Here is a 16228-nt window from a genome sequence, read left to right on the forward strand (position 1 = left end):
CGGATTCTCCTGGACGGGCGTTACGCCGGACGCGATGCGAGCGTGAGCGCGCGCACCACGGCGCGCTTGCCCAGCTCGATCTTGTATTGGTTGTGCGACAGCGGCCGGGCATCCTGGAATGCCCGGTCGGCCGCCTGCTGGAAGCGGGCCTCGCCAGGCGGACCGCCGGCCAGCAGCGACTCGGCGTCTTCCACCCGCCACGGCATGTGCGCCACGCCGCCCAGCACGACGCGTGCGCTCTGGATGACGCCGTCCTTGATATCGAGCGCCGCCGCGACCGACACCATGGCAAAGGCATAGGACGACCGGTCCCGCACCTTCAGGTAGTGCGAATGCGCCGCATAGCGTTCGGACGCCGCGGGCAGGTCGATGCCGACGATCAGCTCGCCCGGCGCCAGGTTGGTGTCCTTCGCCGGATCGCTGCCGGGCAGCCGGTAGAGGCTGGCCAGCGGCATCGTGGCCTCGGTGTTGTCGCGCCGCAGGATCCTGACCCGTGCGTCCAGTGCGACCAGGGCATTGGCCATGTCGCCCGGATAGGCCGCGACGCAGGCCTCGCTCCAGCCGAAGACGGCATGGATGCGGTTCAGGCCTTCACGGGCGGCGCAGCCGCTGCCGGGCCGGCGCTTGTTGCACGGCATCGAGATGTCGTAGAAATACTGGCATCGCGTGCGCTGCAGCAGGTTGCCGCCATTGGTGGCCATGTTCCGGATCTGCCCCGAGGCCCCGGCCAGGATGGCCTGGCTCAGCAGGGGATACTGCGTGCGCACCGCATTGTGGTTCGCCGTGTCGGCATTGGTGGCCAGGGCCCCGATGGCCAGGCCGGCGTTGCCCGGCGCGATGTCGCGCAGCGCCAGGCGCGAGATGTCGACCAGATGGGTCGGCTGCTCGATGTCCTCTTTCATCAGGTCGACGAGGTTGGTGCCGCCGGCCAGGAACCTGGCGCCCTGGTGACGCGAGGCCTGCGCCACGCCATCGGCGGGGTCGCTGGCCTGCAGGTATTCAAACGGTCTCATGGCCCTCTCCTTCGATGCCCGCGTCCGCGATCTGCTGCGGCGTGGCGAAGGCCCAGGCCTGCTGGGCGCGCCGTCCCGAATGCACCTCGTGGACCGATGCCACGATGCCCGGATAGGCGCCGCAGCGGCAGATGTTGCCGCTCATGCGCTCGCGGATCTCGTCATCGGTCAGTTCGACGATGGGGATGCGCACGTCGGCGGAGACATGGCTGGCATCGCCGCGCCGCACCTCGGCCAGCATGCCGACCGCGGAGCAGATCTGCCCCGGCGTACAGTAGCCGCACTGGAACGCATCGTTGGCGATGAAGGCGGCCTGCATGGGATGCAGGCGGTCGCCTTGCGCCAGGCCTTCGATGGTGGTGATGGGCCGGCCCTGCGCGGTGGCTGCCAGCGTCAGACAGGACAACACGCGCTTGCCGTCGATCAGCACCGTACAGGCGCCGCATTGCCCCTGGTCGCAGCCTTTCTTGGTGCCCGTCAGCGCCAGGTGTTCACGCAGGGCGTCCAGCAGCACGGTGCGGGAATCGAGCGCCAGCGAGACGTCCTCGCCATTGACCTGCAGGCGCAGCTTGACGGCGTTCTGCGGACCGGACGCACTGCCCGTGCCCGGCTCGGGCACCTGCCTGGCCAGCGCGGACTCCTGGGCCAGCAGGCTGGCCGCGAAGCCGCCGATGCCGCTGGCCACGGATCCGATCATGAACTGGCGGCGGGAGTGTCCGACATCGTGGATCGCGGGCACGCCGTCGGCCGGTTCGATGGCATCGGGCCCGGCGGGCCCGTCGGGAAATTCCTGAGACATGTGCAGTCCTCTCGGTAGCGATGCCCGCGCGGCAGGCGATGCCGGCGCGCTGACTTCAATCCTGCACTTTATATTCAGTCCACCGTCAGAGTTGATGAAAGGGCTCGCATGCTCTCATGAGAAAAATTCACAATCCATTCTGGAGGGGAGACTTCGCGCGCCTTCGGATTGCGCTGCGCGCCCTGGCTGAGTTATAAATGATAAAGATTCTTATTCGATAATTACGAACGTCCGGACCGCCCTGCGGTTGCCCCATGCCAGCCGCCGATCTTCCCGCGCAGTCCGACCTGCATACGCTCTACAGCGACCATCACGGCTGGCTGTCCGGCTGGCTGCGGCGCAAGCTGGGCAACAGCTTCGACGCGGCGGACGTGGCGCAGGACACCTTCGTCAGCGTGATGACGTCCGATGCAACGGACGCCATCCGCGAACCCCGCGCCTTCCTGGTCACGATCGCGCGCCGCCTGCTGGCGCACCGCCATCGCCGCCAGTTGCTGGAAACCAGCTACCTGGAAATGCTGGCCGCGCTGCCCGAGCCGCTGGCGCCCTCGCCCGAGACCCAGGCCCTGGCCATCGAGGCGCTGCAGGAAGTGGACCGCGTGCTGGACGGCCTGCCGCCCAAGGTGAAGGAAGCCTTCCTGCTGGCCCACCTGGAAGAACTGAGCTACGCCGACATCGCCGAAAGACTGGGCGTATCCACCAGTTCGGTCAAGCAATACCTGACGCGCGCGCATCGGCAGTGCCTGTTCTCGTTGTCGATCTAGGCCGATGCCCGCCATGACCTCGGCCTCCTGTACGCCCGCGCCCCCCATCTCCGCCTCATCGGGAGGCGGCGCCACGCCCCCCTTGGCTGAGGGCCAGCCGATCAGCGAAGCCACCGCCGACGCCGCCGCCGAATGGCTGACCGTGATGATGTCCGGCGAAGCCACGGAAGACGAACACGAGCGCTGGCGGCAATGGCGCGCCGCCGATGCCGAGCATGAGCGCGCCTGGCGGCACATCGAGGCCGTCATGGCCGGCCGGCTGGGCGCGCTGCAGCGCCACGCCGCCTACCAGACCCTGTCGCCCTATGCCGGCCCCGCCGCCCGCGGCCGCCGCCAGGCGTTGCGCCTGCTGTTGTGGGGCTGCGCCGCCGGCGGCACGGCGATGCTGGCCTCGCGGACACAGACCTGGCAGCGCATCGCGGCCGACTACCGCACCGGCACCGGCGAGCAGCGCACGCTCGCGCTGGCCGACGGCACCCGGATCCTGCTGAACACCGGCAGCGCCATCGACGTCCGCTTCGACGGCCAGACGCGCCTGGTCAGGCTGATCCGCGGCGAGGCGCTGATCACCACCGGGCATTTGCGGCTGGATGGCGAGCCCGATCCCCGCCCCTTCATCGTGCAGACCGGCGAAGGCCGCGTGCGCGCGCTGGGCACCCGCTTCACCGTGCGCCAGGACGACGGGCGCACCGCGGTGGCGGTGATCGAAAGCGCCGTCGAGGTCACCCCCGGCGCCGCCCAGGGCCAGACCCGGCGCCTGCATGCGGGCGAGCGCGCGACCTTCACGCGCCACGCCGTCGACACGCCCCAGGCCGTGGCCGAACGCGACCTCGCCTGGACCCGCCGCCAGATCGTGGCCGAGGACGTCCGGCTGGCCGACTTCCTGGCGGAACTGGGCCGCTACCGGCCCGGCCTGCTGCGCTGCGATCCCGCCGTGGCGGACCTGCGCCTGTCGGGCGTCTTCCCCCTGGAAGACACCGACCGCGTGCTGGCGATGCTGCCCAAGGTACTGCCGGTGCAGGTCCGGCAACGCACCCGCTACTGGGTGACGATCGAAGGCCGTGCCTGACAGGCCGCACCTGACCCTGCCCCGCGCCGTTACAAAGAAATCGAAGAAATTCGCATTTCCGTCTGCCCGATCCGCTCGCTCGCGGCACATATCCCATGAGGACTTCATTTCCAACCGCCAAATTTGTGGGGAACCCATGCGGATCGTCGGGCGCCGTGGTGCGCGCATCAACCAACTACACAAGCCCGGCACGCCGGTGACCTCCCGCCTGCGCCCCATCGCGCTGGTCTTGGCCACGAGCGGCCTGACGCTAGCCGCAGCCACGCTGCCCGCGACCGCGCGGGCGCAGGCGCAGGTCCGTTCGGAAACCCGCGATTTCAGCATTCCCGGCGGCCCCCTGGCCCCCGCCCTGCGCAACCTGGCCAGCTCGGCCAACGTACTGCTGACCTTCACGGAAAGCCAGACCAGCGGCAAGACCACGCGCGGCATCAGCGGCCGCTATACGCCGCGCGCGGCGCTGGCGGCGCTGTTGTCCGGCACGGACCTCGAGGCCGTGCAGCAGGACAACGGCGGCTACCTGCTGCGTCCCGCGCCCGCCGGCGGCAATACGCTGCCCACGGTGCGGGTGCAGGGCGACGCCGCGAATGACGCGACGACGGAAGGCAGCGGCTCGTACGCCGCCACCACCGCCACCGTCGGCAAGGTGCCGGTGGCGATCAAGGAGATTCCCGCCTCGGTCTCGGTGCTGACGCGCCAGCAGCTGGACGACATGAACGTGTCCACCATCCAGCAGGGCCTGCGCTACGTCACGGGCGTGGGCTCGACGGACTATGGCGACGGCACGGCCTATTACCGCGCGCGCGGCAACCAGATGGGCGTCGAATTCGACGGCGTGTCCATCATGAACGGCCTGCAATACCAGCAGCAGTTCGACATGGCCATGTACGACCGCGTGGAAGTGCTGCGCGGCCCGGCCGGCGTGACCGACGACGCGCTGGGCCAGCCCGGCGGCACGGTCAACCTGGTGCGCAAGCGTCCGATGGACGAGTTCCACATGTCGGGCGAGACGCAGGCCGGCACCTTCGGCAGCATCCGCCAGATGTTCGACGTGACGGGCCCCCTGAACAAGGAAGGCACGCTGCGCGGCCGCACGGTGATCGCGGGCAACAACTCGCTGCAGTCGGTGGACGGCACGCGCAACAAGAACCTGATGATCTATGGCGCGCTGGATTACGACTTCTCGCCGCGCACCACCCTGTCGCTGTCGGCGGGGCACCAGGTCAATTCGCAGCACGGCGTGGACTACGGCGCGGCGGGCACGTTCAATTCCACCCTGACCGCGCTGGTCGGCCGCGTGCCGGGTTCGTACTCGGATAACTACAGCCCGGACTGGAACTGGTCCAACGTCAAGACCACCGAAGCCAATGCCGACCTGACGCACCGTTTCGACAACGGCTGGACCTGGGGCACGACGGCGTTCTACCGCCACGGCGAACTGCGTTCCAAGTATGCCTACTCCGGCCCCGGCGCCACCCAACAGGGCCTGGCGCGCTTCGGCGACCAGGCCCAGTACGGCGAGTTCAACTGGCTGGGCCTCGATACCCATGCGTCCGGTCCCATCCAGGCGCTCGGCCTGACGCACATCCTGACGGTGGGCGCCAACTACTCGCAGGTCAACAGCACCGACAAGCGCGGCTACCAGGTCGTGGCCGGCCCCTATCCGGGCGGCCTGTTCAGCCTGTACAGCCCCAACGACGTGCCCAATGTCGACGTGCCGTTCACCTTCGGCAGCAAGGGCCGCATGGAGCAGTACAGCGTCTACGGCCAGGCGCGCGTGAAGCTGGCCGAGCCGCTGACGCTGGTGCTGGGCGCGCGGGAGGCCTTCCTGCAGCAGCGCTCCAAGACCATCATCCCCACGCCGCAGGACTGGGAGACCACCGCGCGCGTCAACCACCGCTTCCTGCCCTCTGCCGGCATCGTGTGGGATATCACCTCCGCGACCACGGCCTACGCCAACTTCTCGCGCTTCATGACGGCGCAGACCAGCACCACCTACACCGGCGCCATGCTGCCGCCGCGCACGGGCGAACAGTACGAAGTGGGCGTGAAGAATTCGTTCTTCGACGACCGCCTGAACACCACGCTGGCGCTGTTCCGCATCAATGACGAGAACCGCGCGGTCAGCGATCCGGATCAGCCTACCGGCAGCATTCCGGGCGGCCGCGCGCGCAACCAGGGCGTGGAACTGGAGGTGACGGGCCAGCCGACGCCGAACTGGAACGTGACGGCGGGCTATACTTACCTGAACGTCAAGTACGACAACGACGAACCCGACCTGACCGACGGCACCGATCCGAAGCACCTGTTCAAGCTCTGGACCCATTACAAGTTCACGGACGGCGCGCTGGACGGCTTCAGCGTGGGCGGCGGCATGCTGACGCAAAGCGCGATCACGCGCGGCATCTCGCAAGGCGGCTATGCCATCTACAACGCGCAGGTCGGCTACCGCTTCAACCCGAACGTGGAGGTGGCCTTGCAGTTGAACAACATCTTCGACCGCGACTACTACATCCGTCCGCCCAGCCGCTTCTACAGCGTGTTCGGCGATGGCCGCAACGCCATGCTGACGCTGCGGTACCGCATGTGAGGACGGCATGAAGCCGCCGGCCCGCGCGGGGCTGGCGGCAAAGGCGCGCTAGAACGTCTGGTCGCGCAGCAATTTGGCCAGTTCCGGCGCCGTCATCAACGACACGTTCTGCGCCTTCGCATACTGGACGGCGGTGTCGGACACCTCGCCCAGCGCGATGAAGATGGCTTCTCGGGCGCCGCGCTTCTCGCGCACGGCCTGCAACTCGCGCAGGGGCTCGACACCGATGCGCGCGGCCTTCCAGCGCCTGGCGCTGACGATGGCCTCGTGGCCATCCTTGGTCAGCGCGAAATCGGCGGCCGGCAGTTGCAGGCGCCTGACCTCGCAGCCGTCGCGCCTGAAGCCCGCTTCGGCCAGGGTGGAGAACGTGGCCCAGGACATGCCGGCCACGGCGTCGGTCACGGCCTGCACGCGCGCGCCCGACGGGTTCTTCCATTGCCTGCGCAGGGCGATGCCCGCGGTGACCACGAACGGCACGGCCGCGAACATGCCCATCGCCGCGTACTCCAGCGGCAAGGCCACGAAGCCCAGCACGCTCAGCAGCAGCGCCACGCCCGCGCTCATCCACCACGGCGAACGCGCCAGCACGGCGAAGATGGAGTTCTGGAACCTCGTGCTTTTCATGGCGGCTCGCGGCGTTGCGCAGTGGGGGCTGGGAAATGGGGGGTCAGTCTTCGTCGACGGCGGCCGGATGCGCGCGCACCACGATGCGCACGTCGCCGCAGGTGACGATCTGGCCGTCGCGGATCTTGGCGGTCTTGCGCGTTTCCAGCACGCCGCCCACGCTGACGTACCCGTCGGCCACCAGCATTTTGCCCGCGCCGCCGCTGTCGCAGACGCCAGTGGCCTTCAGCAGTTGGTTGACTTCGATGTAGGGGCTGCCTTCGGCGAGCGTGAATTCGATGATGGGCATGCGTGACGCGGTTCCGGATGGACCGGTCCCCGAGCGGAACCGGCGCCAGCATGATACTCGACGACTACATGGCCCCTTTTCAGCGGTAGTAGGTGCAGATGCGCTGCCCGTCCAGTTCGTGCACGGCGATGGGCAGCTCGTACAGGTCCTGCAGCACCTCGGGCCGGATGATTTCCTGCGGTGTGCCCTGGCACGCCACCCTGCCCTGGCGCAGCGCCACGATGCGGTCGGCATGGCACGAGGCGAAGTTGATGTCGTGCAGCACCAGCACCACGGTCTTGCCCAGTTCGTCGGCGGCGCGGCGCAGGATGCGCATCATGGCCACCGCGTGCTTCATGTCCAGGCTGTTCAGCGGCTCGTCCAGCAGCACGTAGCGCGTGTCCTGGCACAGCACCATGGCCACGAAGGCGCGCTGGCGCTGCCCGCCCGACAGCTCGTCCAGGTAGCGGTCGGCCAGCGGCGTCAGGGCCAGGTAATCGATGGCGCGGTCGATGTGCTCCTTGTCGTCCAGCGTGGGACGCCCCCCCGTGTGCGGATAGCGGCCGAATGCCACCAGGTCGCGCACCGTCAGGCGCAATGGCAGGTGATTGTCCTGCCGCAGGATGGACAGGCGCCGCGCCAGCTCGCGGCTGTCGGCGCGGGCCACGTCCAGGCCGTCCACACGCACCTGTCCGGACGTCGGCGTCAGCAGCCGGCTCATCATGGACAGCAGCGTGGACTTGCCCGCCCCGTTGGGGCCGATGATGGCGGTGACGCCGCCGGCGGGCAAGGTCAGGGTGACGTCGTCCACCACCACGGTGTCGGCGTAGCGCTTGCTGACTGCTTGGATCTCTATCATCGGCGCCCCCTGCGCAAGACCAGGAAAAGAAACATCAGGCCGCCGGCGAATTCGATGACGACGCTGACGGTGGTATTCAAGGCCAGCACGCGCTCCAGCAGCGCCTGGCCGCCCACCAGGAACAGCACGCCCAGCAGCACGGCCGCGGGCACGGTGTGGCGATGCCGGTCGCTGCCCATGGCGTGATACGCCAGGTTGCTGACCAGCAGGCCGAAGAACGTGACGGGGCCGACCAGCGCCGTGGACACGGACACCAGCACCGCGATGCCGGCCAGCGTGGCCATCAGCGTGCCGCGGTAGTCCACGCCCAGGTTGACGGCAATGTCGCGGCCCATGGCCAGCACGTCGTAGCGCCGCCGCATGCGCCACATCGCCAGCGTGACCGCCAGCGCGGCGCCCGCGGCGATGGGCAAGAGGCCCGTGCGCGCGGTGTTGAAGCTGGCGAACATGCGGTCCTGCAGCACCAGGAACTCGTTGGGATCGATCAGGCGGATGGCGAAACCCGACAGGCTGCGGAACAACAGGCCGAACACGATGCCCACCAGCATCATCAGGTGCAGGCTGCGCACTTCGCCGGAGAACAGCCAGCGGAACAGCAGGCAGGCAAAGCCCGTCATCACGCCCACTTCCAGCAGGAACTTCCAGACCGGATCGTTGGTGGCCGTGGCCGACAGGCCGAAACCGAAGACGACCAACGCCTGGATCAGCACGTACAGCGCGTCGAAGCCCATGATGGCGGGCGTCAGGATGCGGTTGTGCGTGATGGTCTGGAACAGTACCGACGACACTGCCACACAGTAGGCCACCAGCAGCATCGCCAGCAGCTTGCCGCCACGGAACGGGATGACGAACGACCACTGGCCGTTGGCGCCCAGGGTCATGAAGGCCGCGCAGCAGGCCAGGGCCACGATGGCCAGCGCCGCCAGGCGCGCGGCAGGAGACAGGGAACGGAACATTTCAGCCCAGCCTTGCCTTGCGGCTGCGCAGCAGGCACAGGAACAGCGCGCTGCCGATCACGCCCACCACCGTGCCGATGGGCACTTCATAGGGATACAGGACCAGGCGGCCGATGATGTCGCAGGCCAGCACGAAGCCCCCGCCCATCACAGCCACCCAGGGAATCGCCCGCCGCAGGTTATCGCCGATCAGCAGGCTGACGGCATTGGGCACGATCAGCCCCAGGAAGGGAATGCTGCCCGCCGTGACCACCGTCATGGCCGAGATCGCGGACACGATCAGCAGCCCGCCCAGCGTCAGGCGCGCATGGTTCAGCCCCAGGTTGGACGCGAACGCGCGGCCCATGCCCGCCACGGTGTAGCGGTCGGCCGCGAGCCAGGCCACGGCGGTCAGCGCAAAGCCGATCCACAGCAGTTCGTAGCGGCCTCGCAGCACGCTGGAGAAGTCGGCGACGGTCCAGGCATGCAGCGATTGCAGCAGGTCGTAGCGGTAGGCCACGAAGGTGGTGCCCGCGCTGATCACGCCGCCCAGCACCAGGCCGATCAGCGGCACGATGAAAGGCGTGCGCAAGGGCACGCGGCGCAGCAGCGCCAGGAACAGCAGCGTGCCCGCCAGCGCGAAGGCGGTGGCGACCAGCATCTTGCCGATCAAGGGGATGTCGGGCATCAGCAGCGTCACCACCAGGATGCCCAGCGTGGCGGACTCCAGCGTGCCCGCGGTCGAAGGTTCGACGAAGCGGTTGCGCACCAGCATCTGGATGATCAGCCCCGCCACCGCCAGCGACATGCCCGCCAGCAGCAGCGCCAGCGTGCGCGGCACGCGGCTGACCAGCAGCAGTTTCCACGTGCGCGCGGCATCCGGCCCGCCCAGCAGCGCGCCGAACGAGAACTCGCTCGCCCCCAGCCCGATGCTGATCACGCACAGCACCGCGAGCAGGGCCGACACCAGCGCCAGCCCGCCCCATCCCCGCACCCACGACCGCAACGTCACCCGCCCTTCCTCGCCACCGTCACTCGACTACAGACCCTTGGCCAGCGCCTGGGTCAGGTCGTCGACATTCTGCTGCATGCCGGTCAGGCCTGCACTGCCCAGCAGATACCAGTTGTAGGCGTTCAGGTACACGATGTGTCCCGTGCGCCAGGCCTTGGTGGCGCGCACCAGTTCGTTGTCCAGCAGACGCTGGGCCGACACGCCCTCGCGGCCGATGGCGGCATCGCGGTCGATCACGAACAGCCAGTCGGGATCGGTCTGCACCAGGAATTCGAACGACACCGCCTGGCCGTGATTGGACACGTTCAGGCCCGGCGCCGCCGGCTTCACGCCGAAGGCGTCGTGGATCACGCCGAAGCGCGAGCCGGGGCCGTAGGCGCTCATCTTGCCGCCCGTGGTCAGCAGGATCAGTCCGGTACCCGCGCTACCCGCGCGGGCCTTGAGCGCCGCGATCGAATCGTCCAGCGCCTGCACCTTCCGGCGCGCCAGGTCCTGCTTGCCGTAGAGGCCGCCCAGCAGCTCGGTGTTGCGCTTGACGCTGCCCACCAGGTCCTTGGGATCGACGGTCAGGTCGACGGTGGGCGCCAGCTTGGCCAGGTCGTCGTACTTGGGCGCCGAGCGGCCCGCCACGAAGATGACCTGCGGCGCGGCGGCGTGGATCACCTCGTAGTTCGGCTCGAACATCGAACCGACCTTCAGGTAGCGCTTGTCCTGGTATTGCGCCAGATGCGGCGGCAGCTTGACGGCGGCGGGCAGGCCCGTCACCTCGACATCCAGGGCATGCAGGGTGTCCAGCACCGCCAGGTCCATCACCACGGTCTTGGCGGGATTGGCCGGCACGGCCGTCACCCCGCGGGCATGCTTGACCTGGACCGTGGCCTGCGCGGCGGCCAGCGCCGGCGCCAGCATCAGGGCGGCGCCCATTGCGGCCAGCGCGGCGGCGAACCCGCGGCGCGTACGTGCCTGCATTGTCATCGAATCTGCTCCTTGCTTCATGTTCAGAACTTCACTCCGACGCCCAGCCAGTAGCGGCGGCCGTCTTCCACATAGGCGTAGTCGTCGTAGCCCACGTCCTTGTCGAACAGGTTGTAGATGCCGGCGTAGACCGACACGCTCTTGTTGACGGCGTACGAGCCGCCCAGGTCGAAGAAGGTGTACGACGGGGCCACGACCGTCGAGGACGACGGGCCCGTGATGGGCTGGCTTTCCTTGCCACGGTAGTTCACGCGCGCCCATGCCTGCAGGGCATCGGAGGCTTTCCAGTTTACGGTGGTGGTGAACAGGTGGCGCGGCAACTGGTTCAGCGGCTCGCCCTTGTACTGGCCCGACCTCTGCTCGGAATCGGTGAAGGTGTAGCTGGCGGTGAGCGACCACGCGCGGTCCAGCGGCAGGCGCATGCTGGCCTCCACGCCGCGCGACACCGCCTTGTCCACGTTCAGGTAGGTGGTCGGGTTGGAACCGAACTGGTTCGGGCCGTCCGTGCACTGAGTCAGCGGGCACGCCACACGGGTGATCTTGTCCTTGAAGTCGTTGTTGAACACGGTCAGGCCGGCGTTGAAGCCCTCGCCGTCGTCGTACAGCAGGCCGATTTCCTCGGTGACGGACGTCTCGGGCTTCAGGTCGGGGTTGCCGTACATGTTGCCGCCACGGCTGACCTGCCCCCAGCCCGCCACGGTCTGGCGCAGGTCCGGGGCGCGAAAGCCCGTGGACACGCCGCCCTTCAGGGTCCAGCGTTCGGCCAGGTGCCACACGCCGTACAGGCGCGGGCTGAAGTGATCGCCGAAGTTCTCGTCCTTGTCCATGCGCAGGCCGCCCGTCAGCGCGAAGCTGTCGGTCAGGCGCCATTCGTCCTCGGCGAACAGCGCCCACTGGTAGCGCTCGACGTGACTCGGGCCGCCCGCCAACTGGTTGCCGGTCTGGTCGTCCAGGCTCTGCTCCAGGAACGAGCCACCGACCGACAGCATGTGACTGCCCAGCGGCAGCGTCCAGCTGGTCTTCATGTCGGTGTTCTTGATCTTCATCTGCCGCGAACGGTTGTCGAACTCTTCCTGCTGCACGTAGGAATCCGACACGGCCCAGCCCCAGCGGCCGGTATGCGACAACGCCCACTTGTTGCTGCGGTAATCGGTTTCCGACGAAGCCGGGCAACCCGTGCGTCCGCACGCGGCGCCGGGCGCCAGCGGCTCGACGGTCTTGCCCAGCGTGTTCTCGTACTTCTGGCGCGAATGCGTGGCTTCCAGGACGATGTCGTGATTGCGGGTGGGCGTCAGCGCCAGCTTGGCGGTGACGGTGTTCGCGGCGCGCTGCCGGAAACCGTTGTAGATGTTGTCCTCGTCGCGCTGCGTGCCCTGGCCGTAGATCTGCAGGCCCAGCATGTCGTTCTTGATCGGGCCGGCCAGGTAGAAGTTGCCCTGGTAGATGTCGCCAGACTTGCTGCTTTCCTGGATGGTGGTGTCCATCCGGATCTCGCCGCCCCAGGCCTGCGGCACCTTGCGCGTGATGATGTTGATCACGCCGCCCATGGCGTCGGAACCGTACAGCGAGGACATCGGGCCGCGCACCACTTCGATGCGCTCGATGGCCGAGATCGGCGGCGACCAGCCGCCCTCCACGCCCGGACCGTCGGAATTGGTGCGGGTCTCGCGGGAATTCTGGCGCTTGCCGTCGATCAGGATCAGCGTGTATTGCGAGGCCATGCCGCGCAGGCTGATATCCTGCCGGTCGGCGCCGCCGGTCACGACCACGCCGGGCACTTCGAGCAGCGCGTCGGTCACGTCGCGGTAGAACTTGTTCTCCAGGTCCTGCCTCGTGATCACGCTGATGGACGCCGGCGCGTCCTGGATCTGCTGTTCGAAACCGCTGGCGGTCACCACCACGGTATCCAGGGTCTGCGCCGCCGTGTCGGCCTGCGCCCACGCGGTGCCCGTGATGCCCCAACCCGCCGCGCACAGGGCGGCGGCCAGACGCGTGCGCGGCCCCAGGGCGCTGCGCCCGGCCAGATGCTTGCTGCTCATTCTTCTGTTTCTCCTGAATCCCAGGTCCGCATGCCCCCCGGCGCGCGGATCCCCATCGAAATGCATTTATGAATGAAAACGATTCTCATATTAGAATTTGACTGTAAGGGTTCCCGCAACGCGCTTTCCCCAACTTTTATCTTCTTCACACTTCTTCACACACGCCCGCTTGCCGGCATGGGACACACCGGCAGCCGGGCGCAGGACGTATCGACGATGGCTCACGCTCCCCTCGCTGCAACGCGCCGAATCCTGCTGATCGACGACGACGTCGAACTGGCGCAGATGCTGCGCGAATACCTCGAACCGCATCGCTACCAACTGACGCTGGCGCACACCGGCGCCCAGGCCCTGCCCCTGCTGGCACAGGACGACTTCGACCTGACGTTGCTGGACCTGATGCTGCCCGACGGCAGCGGACTGGACCTGCTGCGCCAGTACCGCTCGCGGTCGCGCCGCCCCGTCATCATGTTCACGGCCCACGGCGGCGAGACCGACCGCGTGCTCGGCCTGGAACTGGGCGCGGACGACTACCTGGCCAAGCCCTTCAGCCCGCGCGAACTGCAGGCCCGCATGACGGCGGTGCTGCGGCGCTTCCAGGAAACGCCCGCGGCGGCCACGGCAGGGCTGTCGGTGGGCGCGCTGTCGCTGGACCCGGCCACCGGCCTGGCCCGCATGGGCGCGGACGAAGTCGCGCTGACAGGCGCCGAACAGCGCATCCTGGAAGTGCTGATGCGCGCGCCCGGCCAGGTCATCGCGCGCGAGCTGATCGGCCAATACGCACTGGGCCGCGCGCCCGACCGCTTCGACCGCAGCATCGACACCCACATCAGCAGCCTGCGCCGCAAGCTGCGGCTGGACAGCCATCCCGAGGCGCCCGCCATCCGCAACCTGCGCGGCGTGGGCTACATCCTGGCCGGCGCGGCCGGATGAGCCGCTTCATGGTCCGCTCGCTGTTCTGGCGCGCCTTCCTGTCGGTCTGGTGCGCCATGGCCGTCATCGTGGCCTGCGGCATGCTGCTGACGGCCACGGCGGCCTGGTACCGCTTCAATTCGCTGGACGGCCTGAGCCCCGGCGGCCTGGCGCGCGAGGCCCAGCAGGTGGCCCGCACGCAAGGCGCCGAGGGCCTGGAACGCTGGATCCGGGCCATGTCCGACAGTTACTCGGCGCTGAAGATCTACGTGGTCGACCCGCAGGACCGGGACATCCTGGGCCGCGCCCTGCCGCGCCGCATGAGCGACTGGCTGGATGCCTACCGCGGTTCGCAGGACGCCGTGCCGATGTCGGAAGAGCAGCAGCAGATGCGCGAGCTGCCGGGCGTGCGATCGTCGTGGTGGGCGCCGCAATGGCTGCGGCTGCCCGACGGCACGGCCCTGCTGATGCTGTACCTGCCCTTCGATTCCTCGCACTGGGAATTGCTGACCTTCACTCCAGTGCTGGTGGCGCTGCTGGCTTTCGCGCTGGCGGTGACCGCGCCGCTCTGTTGGGCGCTGACCCGCCACATCACCCGGCCGCTGCGCGCGCTGCGGCAGGCCACGCGCGCGTTGGCGCAAGGCCATCTGCAGGCCCGCACGCCTGTCGAGCTGGCCCGGCGGCGCGACGAACTGGGCCTGCTGGCGCGCGACTTCGACGGCATGGCGGGACGGCTGCAAGCCCTGGTGGATACGCGCGAGCAACTGCTGCACACGGTGGCGCACGAGTTGCGCTCGCCGCTGGCGCGAATGCGGTTGGCCACCGAGCTGGCGCGCCGCAAGGACGACACGCAGGATCTGCAACTGGACCGCATCGAACGCGAATGCGAACGCCTGGACAGCCTGGTCGGCCATACGCTGCAACTGGCGCGGCTGTCTGCCATGGACAGGCCGACCGCGCCGGTGGATCTCAGCCACCTGGTGGACACGCTGGTGCAGGACGCCCGCTTCGAGGCCGGCGAGCAGCGCATCGGCATCGCCTGGACCGCGCCGGGTCCGCTGTGGGTGACCGGCGATGCGCAGACCCTGGCCAGCGCCGTCGACAACGTGCTGCGCAACGCGCTGCGCTATGCCGGGGCGGCGGCCGCCATCCACGTGGCCCTGCAGGCCGACGAAGGACGCCTGCTGCTGGACATCGAGGACAACGGGCCGGGCGTGCCGCCGGAGCACGTCGGGCATCTGTTCGAACCGTATTTCCGCGTGCCGGGCGTGTCGCGCGCCAAGGGCGCGGGATTGGGACTGAGCATCGCCCGCGCCGCGGTGGAGGCGCACGGCGGCAGCATCCGTGCCCAGAACCGCAAGCCGCGCGGGTTGGTGGTGCAGATCGAGCTGCCGCAGGCGGCCACGCAGAGTGCGGCGCCGACCGCCCTGGCCGCGCGGCGGCTTTGGCATGAGGCGCCGGCGGGATAGGCGGCGGCCAATGGGAATGGCGACGAGTTCCCGCCCAGGCATACCCGAGCCGCAGCGATAGGATCTACGACCGGATCACACCCGCCAGACGCGGCAGCACACGCAATGCCGTGGCGCCCGTCGCCGCCGTGACGATGCCGACCGGCTCACCGCGCAATTGCGCCAGCGACTCGGCAATCCGCGACACCTGATACGGCGCGTTGCGGCGATCCGGCTCGTGCAGCCAGGCCGGGGGAATGTCCGGCGCATCGGTCTCCAGCACCAGATGCGTCAGCGGCCACTCGGCAGCATGACGGCGAATCTGCAAGGCGCGCGGATACGTCATGGCCCCGCCGATGCCCAGCGCGCAGCCCTGGTCGATGAAGCCCTGCGCCTGTTGCGCACTGCCGTTGAAGGCATGGGCGATGCCGCCGCGCAACTTCGGTTTACGGCGCAGGTGCTTGAGCACGATGTCCTGCGAACGGCGCACGTGCAGCAGCACCGGCAGGCCGAACTCGGCGGCGATGTCCAGTTGGGCGGCATAGAAATGCTCCTGGCGCTCGCGCTGGGCCCCGCTGGCGATCTCTTCGACAAAGAAATCCAGGCCGATCTCGCCGATGGCGACGAAGCGCGGGTCGTCCATCGCGGCGGCCACGGCCTGGCGCAGGATGTCCAGGTCTTCCTCGCGGGCGTCCCGCACGTACAGCGGATGGATGCCCAGGGCGTAGGCGCCGCCCTGCGTGGCATGCGCCAGGTCGCGCACCACGGTGAAATTGAAGCGCGCGATCGCCGGGATGACGATGGCGCGCACCTCGGCCTGCCAGGCGCACCGCGCCACGTCGGCGCGGTCGGCGTCGAACTCGGCGGCATCCAGGTGGCAGTGGGTGTCGATCAGCATGGCGATGAGCAAGGCGGGCCGCCAGG

Annotated in this window: 15 protein-coding genes; 5 read left to right on the forward strand and 10 right to left on the reverse strand. The window is 68.6% G+C overall.

What is annotated here, in order from left to right:
- Nucleotides 1–20: 20 nt before the first annotated feature.
- Nucleotides 21–1013, reverse strand: coding sequence for an FAD binding domain-containing protein (locus A7W11_RS16590; protein WP_066415360.1), 993 nt, complete (start codon nucleotides 1011–1013; stop codon nucleotides 21–23).
- Nucleotides 1000–1812 (reverse strand): 2Fe-2S iron-sulfur cluster-binding protein, encoded by an 813-nt coding sequence (locus tag A7W11_RS16595; RefSeq protein ID WP_066415363.1) that lies wholly within the window; start codon nucleotides 1810–1812, stop codon nucleotides 1000–1002. The genes A7W11_RS16590 and A7W11_RS16595 overlap by 14 nt, the downstream gene beginning before the upstream one ends.
- Nucleotides 1813–2066: 254 nt before the next feature.
- Between A7W11_RS16595 and A7W11_RS16600 the strand changes: the two genes are divergently transcribed.
- The 3 genes from A7W11_RS16600 (at nucleotide 2067) to A7W11_RS16610 (ending at nucleotide 6232) form a co-directional block, all read left to right on the forward strand.
- The gene (locus tag A7W11_RS16600) at nucleotides 2067–2576 is read left to right on the forward strand and encodes a sigma-70 family RNA polymerase sigma factor (protein ID WP_066415366.1); all 510 of its coding nucleotides are present in this window, start codon (nucleotides 2067–2069) and stop codon (nucleotides 2574–2576) included.
- 13 nt (nucleotides 2577–2589) lie between these two features.
- On the forward strand, nucleotides 2590–3645 hold the full coding sequence (locus A7W11_RS16605) for a FecR domain-containing protein (RefSeq protein ID WP_173678825.1): 1056 nt from the start codon (nucleotides 2590–2592) through the stop codon (nucleotides 3643–3645).
- A 136-nt stretch (nucleotides 3646–3781) separates the two neighbouring features.
- The gene (locus A7W11_RS16610; RefSeq protein WP_082887297.1) at nucleotides 3782–6232 is read left to right on the forward strand and encodes a TonB-dependent siderophore receptor; all 2451 of its coding nucleotides are present in this window, start codon (nucleotides 3782–3784) and stop codon (nucleotides 6230–6232) included.
- Between the two features lie 48 nt (nucleotides 6233–6280).
- Here A7W11_RS16610 and A7W11_RS16615 read toward each other — a convergent pair whose 3' ends face one another.
- The 7 genes from A7W11_RS16615 to A7W11_RS16645 form a co-directional block, all read right to left on the reverse strand.
- Entirely contained in the window at nucleotides 6281–6856 is a 576-nt protein-coding gene (locus A7W11_RS16615; protein ID WP_066415375.1) for a restriction endonuclease, read from the reverse strand.
- A 43-nt stretch (nucleotides 6857–6899) separates the two neighbouring features.
- Nucleotides 6900–7145 carry an RNA-binding S4 domain-containing protein gene (locus A7W11_RS16620; RefSeq protein ID WP_066415377.1) on the reverse strand — a complete coding sequence of 82 codons (246 nt, stop codon included), beginning with the start codon at nucleotides 7143–7145 and terminating at the stop codon, nucleotides 6900–6902.
- Nucleotides 7146–7224: 79 nt separating this feature from the next.
- On the reverse strand, nucleotides 7225–7983 hold the full coding sequence (locus A7W11_RS16625; protein WP_066415381.1) for an iron ABC transporter ATP-binding protein: 759 nt from the start codon (nucleotides 7981–7983) through the stop codon (nucleotides 7225–7227).
- Complete coding sequence (locus tag A7W11_RS16630) at nucleotides 7980–8939, reverse strand: iron chelate uptake ABC transporter family permease subunit (protein WP_066415387.1); 960 nt, start codon at nucleotides 8937–8939, stop codon at nucleotides 7980–7982. The genes A7W11_RS16625 and A7W11_RS16630 overlap by 4 nt, the downstream gene beginning before the upstream one ends.
- Nucleotide 8940: 1 nt before the next feature.
- Nucleotides 8941–9930, reverse strand: a complete 990-nt coding sequence (locus tag A7W11_RS16635) for an ABC transporter permease (protein WP_066415391.1) — start codon at nucleotides 9928–9930, stop codon at nucleotides 8941–8943.
- A gap of 27 nt (nucleotides 9931–9957) precedes the next feature.
- Nucleotides 9958–10905, reverse strand: a complete 948-nt coding sequence (locus A7W11_RS16640) for a siderophore ABC transporter substrate-binding protein (RefSeq protein WP_082887298.1) — start codon at nucleotides 10903–10905, stop codon at nucleotides 9958–9960.
- 23 nt (nucleotides 10906–10928) lie between these two features.
- Nucleotides 10929–12944, reverse strand: a complete 2016-nt coding sequence (locus tag A7W11_RS16645; protein WP_066415394.1) for a ligand-gated channel protein — start codon at nucleotides 12942–12944, stop codon at nucleotides 10929–10931.
- 216 nt (nucleotides 12945–13160) lie between these two features.
- Between A7W11_RS16645 and A7W11_RS16650 the strand changes: the two genes are divergently transcribed.
- Both A7W11_RS16650 and A7W11_RS16655 read left to right on the forward strand, forming a co-directional pair.
- The gene (locus A7W11_RS16650; protein WP_066415395.1) at nucleotides 13161–13877 is read left to right on the forward strand and encodes a response regulator transcription factor; all 717 of its coding nucleotides are present in this window, start codon (nucleotides 13161–13163) and stop codon (nucleotides 13875–13877) included.
- An 8-nt stretch (nucleotides 13878–13885) separates the two neighbouring features.
- Complete coding sequence (locus A7W11_RS16655) at nucleotides 13886–15325, forward strand: ATP-binding protein (protein ID WP_235816896.1); 1440 nt, start codon at nucleotides 13886–13888, stop codon at nucleotides 15323–15325.
- A gap of 64 nt (nucleotides 15326–15389) precedes the next feature.
- On the opposite strand, the gene A7W11_RS16660 is transcribed toward A7W11_RS16655, so the two are convergent.
- Nucleotides 15390–16202: a TatD family hydrolase gene (locus A7W11_RS16660; protein WP_066416163.1), complete on the reverse strand. Its 813-nt coding sequence runs from the start codon at nucleotides 16200–16202 to the stop codon at nucleotides 15390–15392.
- Nucleotides 16203–16228: the final 26 nt, after the last annotated feature.

It is taken from the genome of Bordetella ansorpii (genome assembly GCF_900078315.1).
GTDB lineage: Bacteria > Pseudomonadota > Gammaproteobacteria > Burkholderiales > Burkholderiaceae_B > Bordetella > Bordetella ansorpii.